Origin of the sequence: Lysinibacillus sp. 2017 (assembly GCF_003073375.1) — a bacterium.
GTDB lineage: Bacteria > Bacillota > Bacilli > Bacillales_A > Planococcaceae > Solibacillus.
On record NZ_CP029002.1, the window covers coordinates 326243 to 345921 of the forward strand.

The 19679-nt window shown below is 39.2% G+C and carries 16 protein-coding genes; 11 read left to right on the top strand and 5 right to left on the bottom strand.

Features of this window, described 5'->3' with window-relative positions:
• The first annotated feature begins 29 nt into the window (after window positions 1-29).
• The 3 genes from DCE79_RS01530 (at window position 30) to DCE79_RS01540 (ending at window position 4710) form a co-directional block, all read left to right on the top strand.
• Window positions 30-1202, top strand: a complete 1173-nt coding sequence (locus tag DCE79_RS01530) for a saccharopine dehydrogenase family protein (protein ID WP_108711375.1) — start codon at window positions 30-32, stop codon at window positions 1200-1202.
• 10 nt (window positions 1203-1212) lie between these two features.
• A complete protein-coding gene (locus DCE79_RS01535; protein WP_108711376.1) occupies window positions 1213-2406 on the top strand; it encodes an acyl-CoA dehydrogenase family protein in 1194 nt (397 codons plus the stop codon).
• Window positions 2407-2544: 138 nt separating this feature from the next.
• Window positions 2545-4710 carry a beta-propeller domain-containing protein gene (locus DCE79_RS01540; protein WP_108711377.1) on the top strand — a complete coding sequence of 722 codons (2166 nt, stop codon included), beginning with the start codon at window positions 2545-2547 and terminating at the stop codon, window positions 4708-4710.
• Window positions 4711-4800: 90 nt separating this feature from the next.
• Here the strand turns inward: DCE79_RS01540 and DCE79_RS01545 are convergent, their stop codons facing one another.
• Window positions 4801-6204: a polysaccharide deacetylase family protein gene (locus tag DCE79_RS01545; RefSeq protein ID WP_108711378.1), complete on the bottom strand. Its 1404-nt coding sequence runs from the start codon at window positions 6202-6204 to the stop codon at window positions 4801-4803.
• Between the two features lie 227 nt (window positions 6205-6431).
• Between DCE79_RS01545 and DCE79_RS01550 the strand changes: the two genes are divergently transcribed.
• Together DCE79_RS01550 and DCE79_RS01555 are read left to right on the top strand one after the other, a co-directional pair.
• Window positions 6432-7178 carry a threonine/serine exporter family protein gene (locus DCE79_RS01550; protein WP_108711379.1) on the top strand — a complete coding sequence of 249 codons (747 nt, stop codon included), beginning with the start codon at window positions 6432-6434 and terminating at the stop codon, window positions 7176-7178.
• A 22-nt stretch (window positions 7179-7200) separates the two neighbouring features.
• Window positions 7201-7689: a threonine/serine exporter family protein gene (locus DCE79_RS01555; RefSeq protein ID WP_108711380.1), complete on the top strand. Its 489-nt coding sequence runs from the start codon at window positions 7201-7203 to the stop codon at window positions 7687-7689.
• Window positions 7690-7727: 38 nt separating this feature from the next.
• Here the strand turns inward: DCE79_RS01555 and DCE79_RS01560 are convergent, their stop codons facing one another.
• Window positions 7728-9731, bottom strand: a complete 2004-nt coding sequence (locus tag DCE79_RS01560; protein ID WP_108711381.1) for a sensor domain-containing protein — start codon at window positions 9729-9731, stop codon at window positions 7728-7730.
• A gap of 473 nt (window positions 9732-10204) precedes the next feature.
• On the opposite strand from DCE79_RS01560, the gene DCE79_RS01565 reads away from it, so the two are divergent.
• The gene (locus DCE79_RS01565; protein WP_108711382.1) at window positions 10205-11077 is read left to right on the top strand and encodes a GNAT family N-acetyltransferase; all 873 of its coding nucleotides are present in this window, start codon (window positions 10205-10207) and stop codon (window positions 11075-11077) included.
• A 47-nt stretch (window positions 11078-11124) separates the two neighbouring features.
• Here the strand turns inward: DCE79_RS01565 and helD are convergent, their stop codons facing one another.
• Entirely contained in the window at window positions 11125-13353 is a 2229-nt protein-coding gene (gene helD / locus DCE79_RS01570; RefSeq protein ID WP_199912295.1) for an RNA polymerase recycling motor HelD, read from the bottom strand.
• A 141-nt stretch (window positions 13354-13494) separates the two neighbouring features.
• Window positions 13495-14517, bottom strand: a complete 1023-nt coding sequence (locus tag DCE79_RS01575; RefSeq protein ID WP_108711383.1) for a DUF2804 domain-containing protein — start codon at window positions 14515-14517, stop codon at window positions 13495-13497.
• Window positions 14518-14680: 163 nt separating this feature from the next.
• Here DCE79_RS01575 and DCE79_RS01580 point away from each other — a divergent pair, with 163 nt between their 5' ends.
• From DCE79_RS01580 to DCE79_RS01600, 5 genes are all read left to right on the top strand, one after another.
• On the top strand, window positions 14681-15184 hold the full coding sequence (locus DCE79_RS01580) for an amidase domain-containing protein (RefSeq protein WP_108711384.1): 504 nt from the start codon (window positions 14681-14683) through the stop codon (window positions 15182-15184).
• A gap of 76 nt (window positions 15185-15260) precedes the next feature.
• Window positions 15261-15824, top strand: a complete 564-nt coding sequence (locus tag DCE79_RS01585; protein ID WP_108711385.1) for a nitroreductase family protein — start codon at window positions 15261-15263, stop codon at window positions 15822-15824.
• A 375-nt stretch (window positions 15825-16199) separates the two neighbouring features.
• Entirely contained in the window at window positions 16200-16820 is a 621-nt protein-coding gene (locus DCE79_RS01590) for a general stress protein (protein ID WP_108711386.1), read from the top strand.
• 141 nt (window positions 16821-16961) lie between these two features.
• A complete protein-coding gene (locus DCE79_RS01595; protein WP_108711387.1) occupies window positions 16962-17660 on the top strand; it encodes a CoA transferase subunit A in 699 nt (232 codons plus the stop codon).
• Window positions 17660-18292: a 3-oxoacid CoA-transferase subunit B gene (locus tag DCE79_RS01600; RefSeq protein WP_108711388.1), complete on the top strand. Its 633-nt coding sequence runs from the start codon at window positions 17660-17662 to the stop codon at window positions 18290-18292. Before DCE79_RS01595 ends, DCE79_RS01600 begins: the two co-directional genes overlap by 1 nt.
• A gap of 25 nt (window positions 18293-18317) precedes the next feature.
• On the opposite strand, the gene DCE79_RS01605 is transcribed toward DCE79_RS01600, so the two are convergent.
• Window positions 18318-19451, bottom strand: a complete 1134-nt coding sequence (locus DCE79_RS01605) for an MFS transporter (protein WP_159083034.1) — start codon at window positions 19449-19451, stop codon at window positions 18318-18320.
• Window positions 19452-19679: the final 228 nt, after the last annotated feature.

Below are 19679 nucleotides of genomic sequence, written 5' to 3' on the forward strand. Positions count from 1 at the left end.
ACTTTAAAACAAACAAAGGGGATGTTTAGATGAGAGTAGTAGTGTTAGGTGCAGGGTTAATGGGGAAAGAAATTGCACGCGATTTAGTGGCGAGTGAACAGGTCGAGCAAGTATTTCTAGCGGACGTTTCGGTGGCGCCTACGCAGGATTTTGTCGCGACATTAAATACGAATAAGGTGGAAGTCGTTCAACTTGATGCAGATAGTGAGGACGATTTACGTAAAGTTATTTCAAAAGGAGACGTCGTTATTAATGCGCTCTTCTATTCATTTAATGAGCGTGTCGTACGTGCGGCGATTGAGATGGGTGTGCATTCTGTAGATTTAGGTGGGCACATTGGGGGTATAACAGAAGCAATTTTACAGTTAAAGGAAGAAGCCGCTATTAAAGGGGTAACCATTATTCCAGATTTAGGGGTTGCTCCAGGAATGATCAATATTTTAACAGGATATGGTGCATCGAAGTTGGATTCAGTAGATTCTATTAAGCTATTTGTTGGTGGGATTCCAACAGAACCGAAACCGCCACTTCACTATACACAGGTGTTTTCATTAGACGGCGTGTTTGATCACTATACAGAGCCTTCAAAAATGATTCAAAAAGGTGCTTTAACAGAAGTAGAATCATTAACAGGCATTGAGCCAATTTACTTTGATGAATTCGGCGTATTAGAGGCATTTTATACGTCTGGTGGAATCTCTACATTGTATAAAACCTTCCCAGATGTAAAAACACTTGAATATAAAACAATTCGTTATAAAGGACATGCGGAGAAATTTAAGTTGTTAGCCGATTTAGGTTTCTTAGATAAAACGAACATAGTGGAAGCAGGCGGCCAAGAAGTAAATGTTCGTGAAGTAACACGTGAAGCATTGAAAAAGAAATTAGAACTTGGCAAAAAGGCGGATGCCGTATTACTTCGCGTAATTATTTCAGGTGAAAAGCAAGAACAGCAAGTTACGTATGAATATGAAATGATTGTGCGTAAAGATTTAGAGAAAAACGTAACGGCAATGGCGCGTGCTACGGCAAATACCATTTCGATTGTTGCGCAAATGGTTGGCAATCGAACGATTATACAGCGCGGAGTACACACACCAGAAACGGTTGTACCAGGTGAAGAATTCATTCAGGAAATGGCAAAGCGCGGTGTTGTTATTAAGGAAACATCGCATCGTTCAGCAATGATTGTAAAGTGGTAGGGGTGATTGGATGAACTTCGATTTTACAGAAGAACAAGTACTTTTACGAAAAACCGTTCGTCAATTTGTCGATGCGGAAATCATGCCTTTCATCGCCCAGTGGGATGCTGAGGGCGGGTTTGACCAAACAATTTGGAAGCGACTTGCTGAGCTTGGATTGATGGGAGTCTGCGTACCTGAAAAATACGGCGGAGTGGGCATGGATTACAATTCACTCGCCATTGTATGTGAAGAGCTGGAACGCGGGGATACTGCGTTCCGTACAGCCGTGTCGGTGCATACAGGGTTAAATAGTATGACACTGATGCAATGGGGCACTGAAAGCCAAAAACAAAAGTATTTAATCCCTCAAGCAAAGGGAGAAAAAATTGGTGCATTCGGTTTAACCGAGCCTGGCGCAGGATCAGATGTTGCGGCGATGAGTTGTTATGCAAAACGAGAAAGCGATTATTATGTGCTAAATGGGCAAAAAACATGGATTTCTCTTTGTGATGTGGCCGATTATTTTATCATATTTGCTTATACCGATAAAGAAAAGCTACACCACGGCATTTCAGCATTTATTGTGGACCGTGAATGGGAAGGTTTTAGCTCAAAGGCGATTAAAGGAAAGTACGGTATTCGAGCAGGGAACACGGGCGAACTGTTTTTTGAAGACGTGAAAATTCCAGTAGAGAACTTGCTCGGAGAAGAAGGAGAAGGTTTTAAAATCGCGATGTCAGCTCTTGATAACGGTCGTTTTACAGTTGCTGCAGGCGCGGTTGGTTTAATGCAAGCTTGTCTCGAAGCGAGCGTGAAGTATTGTCATGAGCGCGAAACATTCGGTAAACCAATTGGTGAGCATCAGCTTGTTGGACAAATGCTTGCGAAAATGGAAGCAGGTTATGCAATGAGCCGTTTACTTGTTTATCGTGTGGGGGAGTTAAAAAACAAGGGGTTACGCAACACACGCGAGACATCTTTAGCGAAATGGCAAGCATGTGATTTTGCCAATAAAGCAGCGGATGATGCACTACAAATCCACGGGGCATATGGTTATTCGGACGACTATCCTGTAGCACGTTATTTACGAAACTCGAAGGCGCCTGTTATTTACGAAGGCACACGTGAGATTCATACGATCGTACAAGCGGATTATGTACTTGGAAAGCGTGAGGATAAGCAGTTACGTTGTATGCTGCCTAGTTGGCCATTTAAAGAATAGATGATAAAAACGAAAGGGACATGTGTAACCTTTCGTTTTTTAGGTTAGAAATTTTAAATAACGCTAAAAAATGCGTAACTATTATCTGAATTGCGAGTCTAATTCATTACATACGATGAAAAAGGAGGCAGGTTTTAGATGAACAAAGGAAAACTTTATAAGTTAGGTATTATTGCATCATTTGTAGCGCTGTTAGTAGGAAGTTACTTTATAGTTGATAAACAAGTAGAAGCTGCAGAAAAGGTGGTTGTCCGTGAAGGGGAAGCACATGCATTTACATTCAACGAAGAAATTGCACAGGAACGTTTAACGGATGGTGCTTCAGTTGTAATTTTAAATGAAAAGGGCGAATCTGTAGGAAGTTCGATAACATTAGATAAGTCAGGGAAAACATTGACAATAAAAGGTTTGCCAACAGGTAAATATACGCTATCTATAAAAAGTGATGCTTATGTAAAGGCGACGAAACTTCATCGGGACCGTGAAATTTCGATTGAGGTTGTAGCGACAGTAAAGCAAATTACATCACAAGAAGATTTGAAAAGTTATTTTGAAGCATATATCGCCATGGAGCAGGTAGCCGCTGAAAGATGGGAACAAAATGCGCTAATGAGTGAAACTGAATCTTCTTCAAACACTGCGACGCAAGAAAGCAAGAGCGATAGTGGAAGGGGCAGTAGTGGGGATTTTTCAACGACGAATAACCAAGTGGACGGTATTGAAGAAGGTGACATGTCGGTAACGGATGGAAAATACATTTATACGCTTTCTGATAATCGTATTATCATTATTGATGCCGAAAATTTAAAAGTGGTGAAACGTCTTACGGTAACCAAAAATGCGTATCCAACAAATCTGATGTTACACAAGCATACGTTAATTGTTACGTATTCAGATTATGTGGAGCTTCAAAGAGAGCCCTATTATGATGGAAAATCGGTAACGAAAATTGTTTTTTATGATGTTACTGATGCAAAAAATCCGAAGCTGATTCGTGAAGTAGGGCAAGACGGGGACATGATGAATGTTCGTAAATCCGGAAATTTTTTATATGTTGTTTCAAGCCGTACACCGAATTACTGGATGATGTCGGAAACGCCGAATCTGGAATTACGCCCTGCTACTTATGAGGATGGAAAGGAAAAGTTACTCCCATTTGATCAAATTCGTATATTACCAGAAAGCAATCAGCCAAGCTATTTGCTAGTATCGGCAATTGACGTGGATAACGTTACGAATGCGAAATGGACGACAGAAAGCTTTTTAGGCAATAGTGGGCAACTGTATATGTCTAAAAATGCGATTTATATTGCAGGAATGAATTACAACTGGTTGACAACAGGCATTGCGGAAACGACTTTAGTAGATGAGGCAAAAATTATCGCACCGCCAGTACAAGAAAATGAAACAAAGCTTTATAAAATTAAAGTAGATCAGACGAAGATTACATTAGCGGGTGAAGGAAAAGTAAAGGGCTCTGTATTAAATCAATTTTCAATGGATGAGCATAATGGCTATTTCCGTATTGCGACAACAGAGGGGAACTCTTGGGGAGCAACTACGAATTCGAAAAACCATTTATTCATTTTAGATGGGAATTTAAAGCAAGTAGGCGTGGTGAGTGATTTAGCGAAGGGTGAACGCATTTACTCGGCACGATTTGTCGGCGACAAGGCGTATTTAGTAACATTTAAAGAGACGGATCCGCTATTTGTCATTGATACCAAAAATCCTGCAGCCCCAAAGGTGTTAGGGGAGCTAAAAATACCAGGCTTCAGTAATTACCTACATCCAATTGATGAAAATCATTTACTAGGCATAGGTTATGACACAGAAGTACGTATGGAAGAAGGTTCTAAGGAGCCAATCGTTCTAACAGGTGGTATGAAACTAAGTCTGTTCGATATTACGGATTTTAGCCAACCTAAAGAGCAACAATCCGTTGTAATTGGAGGGCGCGGTACGTATTCAAATGTTCAGTACGACCATAAAGCGTTGTTTAGAGACCCACGTAATCACTATTTTGGTTTCCCGATTACTGTATATCAGCCAGCTGATGACGAAGACCAAGATCGTTTGAAATATGAAGGGACGGGTGCCAATATTTATAAAGTAACAGCAGACGGGATTACGCTTACAGCAGAGCTAATCGAAAAGGCTCGTCCAGGTGAACAGTATGAAGATAGCTATAATACTGTGCAACGTATTTTATATGTAGGGGATCAATTATTTACGGTGTCACGCTCGAAGATAACGAGCTATAATGGCAAAACATTTGAAAAGCAGCAGATGATTGGTTTTTAAACGATTAGTTTAGAATTTGAAAATAACTATACCTCGCAAAAGTAGAAATTTCTTCTTTTACGAGGTATTTATTTTTAAGCGTATATGATTTTACTGGTGATACTGCAACACGTCGGAAACCGTTAAAAACTCGTATCCTTCACTTTGTAAATAGTTCAATACAGATTCAAGTCCATCCGCTGTCGATTGATGGATGTCGTGCATTAATACAATCGCGTTGTTGTGCAATGACTTCTTTACCATTGGCAGCAGTTTGTTTGGATCACGGTGCTTCCAATCTAGCGTGTCAATCGTCCAGTTAACCGATTGCCGTGGAATCAGTGCACGTACAGAGTCGTTGATCGCTCCGTATGGTGGCCGGAATAACGTAGAGTTTTGGCCAATTGTATTGACAAGTGCTTGCTCGGTTGATTCAAATTCCTTTTGGATGGCTGCTGCTGACATTTTCGTTAATACTGGATGTGTCCATGTATGATTGCCGATTTCATGCCCCGCATCACGTACTTCTTGAACAAGTGCAGGATAAAATTGAATGCGACTTCCTAGCATGAAAAAGGTTGCTTTTGCATCATACTTTTCAAGCAACTGCAAAATTTGCTTCGTTACTTGCGGATGTGGGCCGTCATCAAATGTAAGCGCAATATGCTTTTTATTTGGGTCTATATCTTTCTTTGGTAAAATCGTTTCTTCTGCTTCCATGCCAATTTGAAAATCGGCTGCAAGTAAGGGATTAATAAATGATAGGGACATTTCGACAGTTGGTAGACCTGCGATTGGTTGAGTTACTTCACCTTCATCAAAATAAATAACCAGTGATTCCTCCTTTAAAGAAAATCGCTTAAATGTATTCCAATCTACCTCAGATAACTTCGCCAATTCCGTTTCTATAATAAGGCCTTCATAGGCAGGGTTTTTTGCGATTTCTGATTGGATATGGGTTGCGAATGTTTCCAAGCTTTCTACATCTTCATTAAGAAGTGTTTGAATGTCGAGGAGCTCACCTGTAGTAGAATCAATTAAGAATGTTTCAATCGTTGTTTCACGTTCATTGCTATTTAAAATGGTTTTGTTTGTTAATATGAAAGAATAGTAATGATCATGCGCATATGTTTGTAAGCTAATGTTAAGTTCACCGGTTTGTTCGGGTGCTACTTGCTGGATGCGCATCATATTTATGTAATAGTCTTTGGCATTGTTTATATAGGTTGTGATGGCTTCATTAACTGATTCGAAATTGGTCAGAGGATACTGAATCGCATAGGGCATTTTTTTGTCATTCGAAATGTCAGTTACAATACGTACACCAGGAAAGCTCGATTCTTCTTCAGAAATAATTGATTGTGCTACGATCTTATCAATTTTTTTGTCGATTGGAAAAATGGGCTCATCACTTAAAACGGTTAAATAGACGATAATGGCTCCGAGAAATAAAATGGTGCCAACAAGTAGCAAATCTATCCAAGGTCCGCGTTTTTTTCGATATGTGTTTTTCATGTTGTGTACGCCCCTTTCTATTGGTAACAATGAATCTAATCGTTTATGAAAATATAATAATGAATACTGGTAATTTACTGGATTTAATTTCCTGTACAAAGGGTATTAAAAACAAAGGAAATGAAGCTATCATTGTAGCATTTATTGTACGAAAAAAGACTGTCTTTTTAGTGAATCATCCAGTAATATGGGCTTAGTAGTGAAAAGAAGGGGAGGACCCTACTCTTATGAATTCTGAACAGAATGAAATGGCGATTGACTGCTTTTTACTTGCGGGTCGTATCATGATGGAGAGTGGTGCAGAAACGTATCGCGTGGAAGATACGATGTTGCGTATGGCACGTTCTCAAAATATGATGGATGCGCAAAGTTATGTCACGCCAACTGGTATTATTTTTTCGCTCGGTAAAACACAGCCGACACGAATTACGTCAATATCTACTCGAATTACTGATTTGCATCGAATTGTGCTTGTTAATAATATTTCCAGAAAACTTACATCTCAAATGATAACATTAGAACAGGCACATGACGAGTTAAAGAAGATTGAAAAAACGAATTATTTTTTACCGATTTTAATTCAAGTTTTGGCTGCGAGTATTGCAAGTGGTTGTTTCTTGCTAATGTTTAATGGAATGTTAAGTGATATCCCAGCCGCATTTGTTGCAGGGGGATTAGGTTTATATATTGTGACAGTTATTCACAATAAAACGCGCGTGAAATTTTTCTCAGAATTTTCAGCTGCTGTAGCAGTCGGTACAGTTGCCTCTCTTGCCGTGCATTTTGGTCTCGGAACAGAGGTTGATAAAATTATTATTGGTTCAGTTATGCCGCTCGTACCAGGGCTAGTCATTACAAATGCAGTACGTGATTTAATGGCAGGGCATTTTACAGCGGGCATGGCAAAGGGTGCGGAAGCCTTTTTAACCGCGTTTGCGATTGGTTCAGGTATCGCACTTGTACTGGCGTTCTAATGGAAGTAGGAGGTAAAGAATAATGGTAGATCATATTGTCGTACAGCTCGTCATTAGCTTTATCGCAACAGCCTGCTTCGGCGTTGTATTTAATGCACCAACGAGGGCAATACCTGCGTGCGGAGTTGTTGGAGCGGTTGGTTGGATTATTTATTATTTACTTGTAGATTATGGTTTGGATGATGTGCGTGCTTCATTCATTGGAGCGTTTATCGTAGCGCTTGTTGCCCACTATTCTGCACGGAAATTCCGTATGCCGATGATTGTTTTTAGTGTCTCTGGTATTATTCCACTTGTACCTGGGGGAATTGCTTACAATACGATGCGGAATGTCATGGAGCTGGATTATATTACGGGGCTACAAAATGGGATACGTGCATTTCTGATTTCTGGTGCGATTGCCATGGGACTTGTTTTTGCGGAAGTCATTATGCAAATCTTTTCACGTTTCATGAATCAAGGAAAAACGTCAATCCAATCGTTTATGAAAGCGAAAAAAAGAAGCTTGTAAAGTACTGATATCAGTAGCTTTACAAGCTTTTTTGTTGTTTAAAATAGTTTCGTTACTTCATCATTTGAGATGGGTTTACTAATATAGTAGCCTTGCAGTGCGTCACAGCCATAGTCGATGAGTAATTCTTGTTGTTGCTCGGTTTCAACACCTTCTGCAATAACTGTTAAATTCATCGATTTCCCTAATTGCACCATACCGTTCATTAATTGCTGGGATTTTTCAGATTTTAATAAGGCACTTGTAAAGGTTTTATCGATTTTTAATGAGGAAATCGGTAATAAATGAATGTAACGGAATGATCCGTAACCTGTACCGAAATCGTCCAGTGCAAATGAAATCCCTTCGTTTTCGAGCGTGCGCATTTGCTTAATAATCCCTGTTTCAGACTCAGCTTCTAATGCGAATTTTTCTGTGATTTCGATTTGAAGCAAGTTAGCAGGGCAACCTGTCTTACCGAGTGTTTCTAAAATCGAATTGGCCATATTTTTATCGCGGAACTCACGCACAGAGGAGTTAATACTCACTTTGATCCCGTGTCCTGCCTCTTTCCAAATGACGGCTTGTTCGCATGCTTTTTCTAACATGAATGAACCGATATTGTTAATAAGACCGGTTTCTTCGGCAATAGGAATTAATTCGTCTGGTGAAACAACACCAATGATTTCATCTTCCCAACGAACTAATGCTTCTACAGATGTGATTTTACCTGTTTTAATATCAAGCTGCGGTTGGTATAAAACATGCAAGTTTTTTTGGTCAAGCGCTTGTAATAAACGCGTTTCAACAATTGATTTGCGGTTTAATGCAGCGTGAGAAGATTTAGATAAAGACAGAATGCTGTCGCCACCTGCTTCACGAACCGAAGTAATGGTTGCTAAAGATGCTTTCATTAACTGAGAAAAAGTAGATTGATCTTCTGGATAACGTGTAATACCACCGCTTATAGAAAGTGGTACGGCGACATTCCCGTTGTAAATCGGATTTTGTTGTAAATAATTTAAGAAGCCTTGTGTGAACCATTCAGGTAGAGGGGTAATAACAACAAATTCGTTTTCGTTAATACGCGCCATTGTGCTGTCTTGGAAATACATTTTCATACGCTTCGTAAATTCAATAATTAATGAGTTTCCAGCTAATTCGTCATGGATATCTTTTATCGTATAAAATTTATCGATACTCAAATACACGAATGAGAAGTGACGTTGCTCCTCAATCATCGTTGTAATTACTTGTTCAAGTCGATGAAGATTAATCATGCCTGTTTCTGGATCGATATAGGCAATTTTTTCTAGCTGGAATTGGATTGTTTTGTCTTTTGTAATATCATGTTCAACGAGTAAATAGTGATTCGTTTCAGTTGTTTGACCGAATAACGGAATCGCAGTTAATTGAACCCAATACACTTGCTCATCTTTTGTGAGCTTTTGAACCTCACCTTGCCAAATCTTCCCACTCTTCAAGGTTTTCCAAATGTCTTGTGCCTCTTTTTCAGATGCCTCTGTTTTCGGGAAAAGCTGCCAAAATGTTTTTCCGATAACACGTTTTGGTGTCCAATTACTTGTTTTTAAAAAAGGCTGATTCGTTTGTGTTATAAAACCGTCCTGATCAAGTGTTACAGTCATAAAGGATTGATGAATCCCATTTTTTAAATCCATTAAATGCTGTTGCTCTTCATCAAGTGAACGAAGATCTTCTGTAGGTACGCAAAGAACGTAAACTGCATTATGATTTTCGTAAGTAATGGGCTTTGTATATAAAGTGACCGTTATTGTAGTTTGTTCTTTTACTGTAATGACAATGTCATGCAAACATAATGGTCGTGTGCTCGTTAATATGGATTCAATGATGTCGTCGCTAATGGATGCAAATAAGGTCTCGCGGATTGGCTGCTTCTTTAGTTCTTCTTGTTCTACTGTTGAATAGTCAAAAGTCATAAAGGTCCCTTTGGCAATTGTTCCAGTAGGTAGAAGTATGAAAGACGGGAAAGGAGTGACATTCAACGGCTCGGTATCAACAGAAAAAGTTTGTTCATTCGTCATGAGTTAGGTCTCCTTAATTCGTAAATTAATACTATAATTATAAATAAATAATGGACATTAGTCACTGATGATAAAAAAAGTTGCTAGTTTTAAATAGAAGTTATAGGATTTTTATCCCCTTTATAACCCTTGTTAATATAAAAATGCCAATAGTTTACAATACTGATTATAAAGTATTTAATAGATGAAATCAATTATAGTTCTTTAGGGTAAATTTGTTTTGTTAAGCTATCGTTATAGTTATAAAGGCTTTTAATTTTGGAATAACTGTTATAAGTAATATAACCTTATAATAATATATATAAATACCCTATACCCAATTATGCGATAAAAAATAGATAATATCGCGTAAAATATAAAAAATGATTGATTGGTTATGATGGATTTATAGGTCTATTAAGCTTTTCTTAGTTGAAAATCCTTACGAGCTCTACTAAAATAAGAACATTATAGATTGAATTGGAGCAGAAAGAATGAATTTATCGGCAATTACTGTGTCGTTTCCTTTAGATGAAGAAACATACGGAGAAGTTCAAGAGCTTTGTAAAAAGGCAGCAGAAAGTGATGGACACATTTATCATAATGTGATGAATTTACCGGTGGCCAAAAGCTATGAAACACGAGGCTTTTATGTGCTAGTGTATGATGATGATAAAAATGAGCTTGTTGGTGCAGGGACAGCGATTGATATTATGGGCTTAAATACGTATGAATGGTCACTTTTAGTAGCGCCTATGTATCGTCAGTTAGGAATAGGGAAGGCTGTATTACATGTACTTCGTGACGGAATGGACATGCGTGAGAGCGACGGCGAATTAGCATTAATGATAGAAGGCTCTCATTTTGGTCGCGATTTTTTACAACGAAATGGTTATTTATATAGCTTTTCGGAGGCAACTTTAGAAGCTCATGCGGAAATTTTAATTGAATCTGGGGCTGTCTCCATTCGTCCGTTTATGCAAAAAGATACCGAGGCCCTTGTATCGATTTTTAGTGAGGCATTTGGTGATATGCGTGAGGAATCACTGGATCTAATCGAATTTAATTCGACAACAGCAGGTCTTAAATTGTGGACAGTTGAATTAGACGGAGAAGTGGTCGGCACGGTGACAACACGTAAAGAGGGCGAAGTGCAGTGGGTTTCAGCTTTTGCGGTTGCACCAAATAAGCAGGGGCACGGCATCGGTACACAAATTTTAAATTGGGTGAAAGATTATACGATTCACAGTGGTGAAAAGACAATTTCACTTGATGTTGAGATTGAAAATAGTAGTGCACTACGCGTTTATGAAAAAGCAGGCTTTATAAAGTCTTATCAATTGGATTATTTTGTGCGAGTTATGTAAAAAAGAAGGAAGCAACTGAAGTCGAATTTTCAGTTGCTTCCTTTTTGTTATTGCAATAAAAATGTTTCTTTCGATGGACCGATTAAATACAGTTCATGCATGGCACGTGTTAATGCCACATATAGAAGTTTGCGGTCAATCGCATGGTCGTAGTAGGGGGCATCAAAGGCAACAATCATGACCGCATCAAACTCAAGTCCTTTTGCTAAATGGCTCGGTACAACAAGTAATTTTTCTTGGTCAATCCCTGAATTTTCATCGAGTAATTGTGCAGGAATCTCGGTTTGTTCAAGCTGCTTCATGATTTCATCCGCTTCGTCCGTCGTTTTACAAATAAGTGCAACAGAACGGTGGTTGTTCGCTTTAATCTTTGAGAATGTTTCTTCAATCGTTTGTGAACTAAAATGGTCTTGTTGAATGAATTCTGGCGTTTTTCCGTGACGAACAACGGGCTCGACAAGCGGTAATTCTTCGTCCATTTTCATTAGAATCTCATTAGCAATTTCCATAATTTCAATTGTTGTACGATAGCTTTTTTGCAGTGTCGCATAGGTCGCGCGTGGGAACAGTTCTAGCACTGGTCCCCAATCCGTCAGTGAACGGTAACTATGAATTCCTTGTGCGAGGTCACCTACCATCGTGAACATATCCGTTTCAAGTCCAGCTTTCAGTGCAGCAAGCTGGAAGTAGCTATAGTCCTGTACTTCATCGATAAAGACCACGCGCATTTTCCAATCTTCCGCGATTCCTTTAATTTTGGCTTGTAAATAGTACAGTGCGGCTAAATCTTCAAGTGCCCACTGTTCTTTTTTATGGGACGCAATAAATTGTTCCGTATGTTCTGGCGCCCACTCTGGAGCGATTTCATAGAGCAGTTCACGATTTGTGAGGATCTCTCGGTACGTTTGCTTCACTTTGATTTTTACGAATTTTTTCATATAAGCAGAAGCGGTCGATTTTGCCTCTTGTTTAATTTTAGGGATGCGTTCATCACGCTCGTCGATAAATTTCGTGACGATGCGTCGGCGTTTTTCATCTTCGCGGATTCCATTTAGTGAACGGCCAATTGCATCTTCATAGCGTGCGTTTAATGTGGAAAGCACCGCAGCTGTTTTCCGTTTGACTTCCGTTTGAACGACTTTTTTAATACGCTCGAGTCGTTTTTCAATCGGCATGTAATGAAATTCAATTAAAAACAGCTTACGTAAATGGTCACCCTTCATAATGCGGTATTTCTCAATAAAAACATCGTCAAAAAGTTCAGCAAGCTGTTGTTCATAGCGTTCTAAATAGCGGTCCATCATGAGCTGATAATATGGGCTGCCTTTAATTTTAGAAATCGGGAATTCGTCGTGCATGGTTTTATTTTGTGCCACAATTTGTTCGAGCTGCTCATTCGGGTTTTGCAGTTTAAGCTTAATTTTCGTCGCGTTTTGAACGTATTCGGCATAAGTTGTTTGACAAATTTTATCGACACCAAGCTCTGGTAATACGTCACCAATGTAATCAATAAATAACTTGTTTGGTGCTAAAATCATGAGCTGTTCTGGCTTAAAATGTTCCCCCATCGTATAAAGGAAATACGAAATTCGGTGGAGGGCAATGGTTGTCTTGCCAGAACCAGCTGCGCCTTGGACGAGAATCGGTTGACGTAAGTGTGCACGAATAATTTCGTTTTGTTCCTTTTGAATCGTTGAAACGATTTCAGTTAAGCGAACGTCTGCCTTTCCTTCAAGTGCTTCTTGTAGTAATTCATCATTTGTCGTTAAATCCACATCACGGAAATTGACGAGCTGTGCGTTTTTGATGTTGTATTGACGTTTGGCAAATAAGTGACCGCTTAGCTCTTCATCACGAACTTCATACGATAGATCGCCAAGTCGCCCGTCATAATACACGTTTGCAACAGGGGAACGCCAATCGACGATGATTGGTTCATGTGTTTCGCTATGGAAAAGAGACGTTTTCCCAATATAAAGAAATTCCTCTTCTTCACCTTCACGCTGGAAATGAATGCGTGCAAAATACGGCTTTTGGCGAATCGCCTCTAGTCCTTCTTTTTGATTGCGAGCGAGTTCAAAAAAGCGCGTGTTCATCAAAACATTTAAAAAGCTATCACTTGAATCGAGGTATTCTACATTGGACATGGCGTTTTTAATATTTGTTTGTGCGTTTTCAATATCTGTTTTTGAGCTATGTAAAATTTGATCCATGTAATGTACTGTTTCTGTTAAATGTTGTTGTTCCTTTTGAAAATCAGTATGTTCCATCGTCATCGTCGTTCCTCCTATCACCAATTAAAGTCAGAATTTAATCTTATCAAATATGAAGAGGGAGTTTCAAGGGTAGGGGTGTAAAGAAGGTAAATTTATAGTGTTTCAAAAAAATAGAGATAGCTTCATCGCTATCTCCCTAGATCACCACTTCGCCACATGCTCTTCAATACAGCCAAGCATTTGCTGAATATGCAAAATTTCACCGTCGTCTAATTGAATCTCCCCATCATAATAACCGACCATTTGATGCACGGACGATGCGATGACTTTGACATTTGTTTCAGCGATGCGCTCGAAAAATGGTGTAAATGTTAAGTTCACTTGTTTGCTAAATTTTGATTTGACGGTCCAAGGTTTCATGAAGTCTTTGCAATCATAAGAGAAAATCACGTCTTCTGAAATTTTCGTCATCACCCCGTTGATAAAAATCGCATTTTCCGTCATTCCCGTGCCGTCCGTCCACTGTCCACCAAAGTTTAGTCCGATGCGCTGACCACGAACTAGTTGCGAGGCCATCCCCCAATTCCAAGTTGCTTCGCGCGGCCAAACACCACGCCCATAATCAAGCACCGCAAAACTATCCTCCGAAGAGAATTTAAATTGGCGATGCCCAATTTTTACACTGCCTGATGTGGGTAATGTGTGGTGTTTCGCAGTGAACTGGAATGTTTGTCGATTCCACGGAATTACAACATTTAATGACTCGTCATCTTGTGGATGCTTGATTGTAAGCTCAGCGTGTAAATGATCGCCATCAAAATCAGGGCAAATGACAGTTAAATGGGTGTCCCCATTCAAATAGGTAATCGTAATAGTCATCTCGTTATTAGCGAAGTTTATCGTTTCTAATACTTGGGTTGGCATTTTTACCTTGGCACCAAGTGGAATAGTGATTGTTTTTTCGAAATAGCGCTGTGTTTCATATTCGAGGAAGTAAACAAAGCAAACTGCAGCATAATCCAAGTGACTAATTGTCGTAGAAAATAAAATCTCTTCACCAAAAACGCACCAATAATTCCATTTCTTCTTGCGCATGAAATGCCCCGATAAATTACAATCCACTACGGGAGTACGCGCAAAGCCAATCGCCTCAGGATTTAAATTGCCCTTTTTATCGCAAAGTAATGTAGGCTGTAAAATTTCTTTTTCTGCATGCTGCTTCATTGGAATCCCCCTCAAGTATGTAACGATGTACTGTTAAAAATATTGTATCAGACATTTAATGAAACGGGCGACTTCTGCGCGATGTTTACATAAATTCCTATAAAAATTGGGATAATCGAAAAACCTTCGACATACGATGACAATAATGGTGGGAGGGTGAAAATTGCCGATTCAATATGATCGAGGGGCAGCTGTGGCTTACGCGTATCGCTATTGGGATAGCTTTAATCCAGCGTTTCCTGTGTTTCAAGATGATTGTACAAATTTTATCTCGCAGTGTTTGTATGCGGGAAAAGCTCCGATGCGAGGCATGTCAAATCGTGAGCAAGGGTGGTGGATGATTGGACTTCAAGAGCGTTGGAGCTATAGTTGGTCCGTCTCCCATTCACTTCGTTGGTATTTAGAAACATCAGAACGCGGGTTGATGGCGACAAGGGTTTATGATCCGTCACAACTACAGCTGGGTGATGTTATTTTTTATGATTTTCAAGACAATGGCCGCATTGATCATAGTACGATCGTGACGAAAATTGAGGATGGTGTGCCTTATGTTGCCGCGCATACAACAAGTAGCATTAATCGTCATTTTAGCTACGTAGATTCGAGCGCCTATACACCGCAAATGCGCTATTATTTTTATCATATTGCGGATGTATTTTCACACTGATAATAAAATTTGGAATATGTAAAACGATGAACATTTATGATAAGGTGGAACTAGTTGGATGAAGGAGGATTTGTTGATGACATTAACAGTAAAAGAAGCGATTTTACAACGTCGCTCAATCAAAAAATTTAACGGACAATCCGTAGAAAAAGAAGCAGTAGTAGAAATATTAGATGATGCCAAATGGGCGCCGAACCACGGGAACCGTCAACCTTGGCGTGTTGTTGTAGGTGCGGGTGAAACCTTACCAAAAGTTCATGAATTACTTCGTGATTTAGCAATTCCAAAATGGCAGGAACTTTCTGAAGAGGTACTAGCAACACAAATGCAAAAGTATACATTAGCAGGTGCCTATGCCTTTGTTTTAGTGAAGGAAGATATGCGTCAAAAAGAGCGTTTAGAAGATTATGCGGCCACATCTTGTTACTTACAAAATGTGCAGTTGCTTGCATGGGATAAAGGAATCGGCACATGCTGGAAAACACCAGGATTCTTAGACCATCCGAAATTCCGAGAAGCGTTAAATGCAAGCGCAAATGAACGTGTGATGTCAATGTTACAATTCGGTCATTTTGACGAAGCACCAAAAGCAAAAGAACGTAAAGAAGTATCAGGATTCATCACAGAGTTTACTAGTTAAATAGTTAAATAGTTAAATAGTTAAATAGTTGAAAAGCGAATGAGGCTGGGTGATTACCTAGTCTCATTCGTTTTTTTGTTTCAACTAAATAAGGTACGCATTTATGTTGATAGATCGCGTCGTAAATAACCACGGTTCATAATTATTTCAACAGCTGAAAAAGTGCGAAAAAGAAACTTTCTTAGTTTTTGATGCAAGTGTCTCATGATATTCAAGACCACGGCATAAATTTTAAAAGACTGCTTTCTAACAACAAGGCGTGCTTGATGAAACTCGTACACTACTTTTCAGTAAATTAATACTATAGTAGGAAATGTTTTTATTATCGATGCATAGGGGAAAAGAAGGGATAATGAAACCTTTGGAGGGATGCATATGTTTAGCAATGAGGAAAAACGTACCGTTGAAATTGTGAAAACGAAAAATGAATTGCTTGAAAAACTCCAAGAAATGCGTAAAACACCAGACATCGTGGAACGGAACCAAATTTATATTTTATCAAAACATGTAGATGAATTTCATTCGCTTAATCGTGACGAGCAAATCGACATTATCACAACACACGGGATTGGCAGCTTTATTAAAACATTATTATTTAAAGAAACACCAATTGAAAAGTCGTTACGTCGTATGGAACTGTCGCCATCTGAACAAAGTCGCTATGAAGCGGCGATCAAAAATGGTGATATTGTTATCATTTCAGGAAGTGATCCATTTAATGAACAACGATGGACAGGACATACACTAAATAAATGGATTACAAATCGTTCAAATGCGTCAAATTTAATCGATTGGAACGTGAAGGATGAACGCGTAATACCATTTACACCGAAGCAAGAAGTGCGAATGGTACCAGAAATGGGTGTGGCAAGTGATTTTGGCCAAGCGAGTCCTGTCGATTCGGATGAAATTCCTCTAAAAGACAATCAGCGTTATGTACGACATCCAAAAACGAAGGTACTCAGTATTTATCAAGGACCACATCCTTACGAGTAAACTTTTAAGCTAGCAAAGGACACGATGAAACAAACTTCCTCTGCTAGCTTTTTGTTTGGAAATAAGAAGGTTTTTCTATCGTATTTGCAGAAAATAAGAGTTTATAATAGAAATTTATTGAAGTGAAGGGTGTTGGGAAATGTGGAGAAAGTAGTAGCATCACCACAATTAGCGCTTGAAGGGCTAGAAGATGGCGCAGTTGTTTTAGTTGGCGGATTTGGGCTTTGTGGGATACCAGAAAATCTAATTCAAGCTGTAAAAGATAAAGGGGTAAAAGATTTAACCGTTGTGAGTAATAACTGCGGCGTTAATGATTTTGGGTTAGGCATCCTCCTAAAGGACAAGCAAATTTCAAAAATGGTCGCATCGTATGTTGGGGAAAATAAAACATTCGAGCAACAATTTTTAAGTGGGGAGCTGGAAGTGGAACTAACGCCACAAGGCACACTTGCTGAACGTATTCGCGCGGGCGGAGCAGGAATTCCAGCATTTTATACGGCAACAGGTGTTGGGACGCCTATTGCGGAAGGAAAAGAAGAAAACATATTTGACGGGAAAGCATACATATTAGAACGTGCGATAACAGGCGATTTTGCGCTTGTGAAAGCATGGAAAGCCGATCGTTCAGGTAATCTTGTATTCCGTAAAACATCGCGCAATTTCAACCCACTCGTTGCAACAGCAGGACGCATCACGATTGTGGAAGTGGAGGAGCTTGTGGAAGTTGGCCAGCTTGATCCCGATGAAATTCATTTGCCAGGAATTTATGTGCAGCATATCGTACAGAGCCCGTCATTTGAAAAGCGCATTGAACGTCGTATCGTGAGGGAGGAAGCGTAATGGAAACTCGTTTAAAAATTATTCGTCGCGCAGTACAAGAAATTGAAGATGGCATGTATGTGAATTTAGGAATCGGAATGCCAACGCTTATCGCGAATGAAATTCCGGAAGGCTATAATGTCATGCTGCAATCTGAAAATGGCATGCTTGGTATTGGACCGTACCCGACAGAGCAAGAGGTGGATGCAGATCTAATCAATGCAGGAAAAGAAACGGTAACTGCAAAAGCGGGTGCTGCGTTTTTTGATAGCGCGGAAAGCTTTGCTATGATCCGCGGTGGTCATATTGATGTGGCAATTTTAGGTGGTATGGAAGTATCACAAGCTGGTGACCTCGCGAATTGGATGATTCCAGGTAAAGTTGTGAAAGGGATGGGTGGTGCGATGGATTTAGTTGTGGGCGCAAAAAAAGTCATTGTCATTATGGAGCACACCAATAAACACGGAGAATCAAAAGTGAAACGTGAATGTACGCTACCACTTACAGGACGTACGGTTGTGCATCGACTAATTACCGATTTAGCTGTGTTTGACTTTGTTGATAGTATGATGCAGCTAGTGGAACTACAAGCAGGTGTGACATTAGCAGAAGTAAAGGAAAAAACGGAAGCTGAGTTTGAAGTGAAGTTATAATAGAGTAGGTCACGAAAAGCCTGGTTCAATTGCTTTTCGTGACATTTTTTTTATTTGGTAACCATTTTAATAACGAACTACCACTAAAGCCTAACAATACGGTATTCAACCAAAAAATCGGAAAAAATCCGACAAAGCTCATACTACCAAATACAATCGGTACGGCGAATTGCACCGCTTTATTAACGGTTAATCGAATACCAAGCACTTCACCTGTATAACCAGCAGGAGAAGCATTGTATGCCATGACAATTGATAGCGGCTGGCAACAACCTAATCCAAGACCCATTACGAATGAAATTACCGCAAGAAGTGGCACGGCTTTGATAAATGGTAATACGAAAAAAGCACACCCCGCGATAAGTAAACAACCACCAATCATTTGTTCTGGTGAAAATTTTCGTTGCAGAGGCGTCATTAATAACCGGCTAATAATGAACGCTAACGCATTTACCCCAACAAGTACCCCAATGACAGAAGTAGACAAGCCAATTGAACTTGTATAAATCGGAAAATAAAATTCAAATAACCCGACCCCAGTTAAAATGACCCCACTCGTTATAAAGACACTGCGTAATTTTTGGTGTAGCAACAACTGTAGAAAACTTGTATTTTCAACAGTATCCTTCTCTTTTTTTGCGACGCCCTTAATCGGAATAACTAAAAACAATAATCCTGGTAGGAGTGCAAAAATACCGAGCATTAAATATGCCACCGCAAAATCAAGCCAATCAATTACAAATCCAACTAATAATGGACCGATAAAATTGGCAATTGAGACACTTAATGTGTAGGCACCGTAATTTTTCGTACGAGTTCCCTCGCTACTAAGTGCACCGACAAGATTTTGACTACTAACGACTGTAATAATTTGAAATAAGCCAAATAGTAGCTGAATGGCTAACAGCACCCATAAATTTGCTACTAAAAAATAAATAGCAACTAGTGATAGGCCGCTGCCAATCATCCCAATCGTCAGTAAGAAATTAAGTGACACACGGTCTGACAAGCGTCCCACAAACGAAGCTAAAAACATCGGGAAAAGCGAACCCGCTGCGATAATTACCCCTAAAAAAGCAGGGCTTGCTTGTAAATGCAATCCATACAATGAAACTAAAAGTATATTTCCTTTTAAGGCAATTTGAAATAGTAAAGTCAAAAATACAATGAATAAAAATGGCATCTCAACACATCCGATAAACAATTTTGTTGAACAATTTCATTGTAAAATACATCTATTTAAAGTCAATAGGTTGAAAGATAAAGTGCGTAGAAATGTTGAGTCAACAGTGATTTTAGAAATTGATAAAAACTAAATAATTATTTTAAGAGCAAAATGCATACCTAAAGAAGAAATAAAATGACGCTACTTAGTTTATAATTTTCA

What these genes read in the sequence shown, in the direction of transcription:
- DCE79_RS01590 (WP_108711386.1), top strand. Translation starts at nt 16,200, where the DNA reads ATGTTTAGCAATGAGGAAAAACGTACCGTTGAAATTGTGAAAACGAAA.
- DCE79_RS01550 (WP_108711379.1), top strand. Translation starts at nt 6,432, where the DNA reads ATGAATTCTGAACAGAATGAAATGGCGATTGACTGCTTTTTACTTGCG.
- DCE79_RS01540 (WP_108711377.1), top strand. Translation starts at nt 2,545, where the DNA reads ATGAACAAAGGAAAACTTTATAAGTTAGGTATTATTGCATCATTTGTA.
- DCE79_RS01575 (WP_108711383.1), bottom strand. Translation starts at nt 14,517, where the DNA reads ATGAAGCAGCATGCAGAAAAAGAAATTTTACAGCCTACATTACTTTGC.
- DCE79_RS01530 (WP_108711375.1), top strand. Translation starts at nt 30, where the DNA reads ATGAGAGTAGTAGTGTTAGGTGCAGGGTTAATGGGGAAAGAAATTGCA.
- DCE79_RS01560 (WP_108711381.1), bottom strand. Translation starts at nt 9,731, where the DNA reads ATGACGAATGAACAAACTTTTTCTGTTGATACCGAGCCGTTGAATGTC.
- helD (WP_199912295.1), bottom strand. Translation starts at nt 13,353, where the DNA reads ATGACGATGGAACATACTGATTTTCAAAAGGAACAACAACATTTAACA.
- DCE79_RS01535 (WP_108711376.1), top strand. Translation starts at nt 1,213, where the DNA reads ATGAACTTCGATTTTACAGAAGAACAAGTACTTTTACGAAAAACCGTT.
- DCE79_RS01600 (WP_108711388.1), top strand. Translation starts at nt 17,660, where the DNA reads ATGGAAACTCGTTTAAAAATTATTCGTCGCGCAGTACAAGAAATTGAA.
- DCE79_RS01545 (WP_108711378.1), bottom strand. Translation starts at nt 6,204, where the DNA reads ATGAAAAACACATATCGAAAAAAACGCGGACCTTGGATAGATTTGCTA.
- DCE79_RS01555 (WP_108711380.1), top strand. Translation starts at nt 7,201, where the DNA reads ATGGTAGATCATATTGTCGTACAGCTCGTCATTAGCTTTATCGCAACA.
- DCE79_RS01565 (WP_108711382.1), top strand. Translation starts at nt 10,205, where the DNA reads ATGAATTTATCGGCAATTACTGTGTCGTTTCCTTTAGATGAAGAAACA.
- DCE79_RS01585 (WP_108711385.1), top strand. Translation starts at nt 15,261, where the DNA reads ATGACATTAACAGTAAAAGAAGCGATTTTACAACGTCGCTCAATCAAA.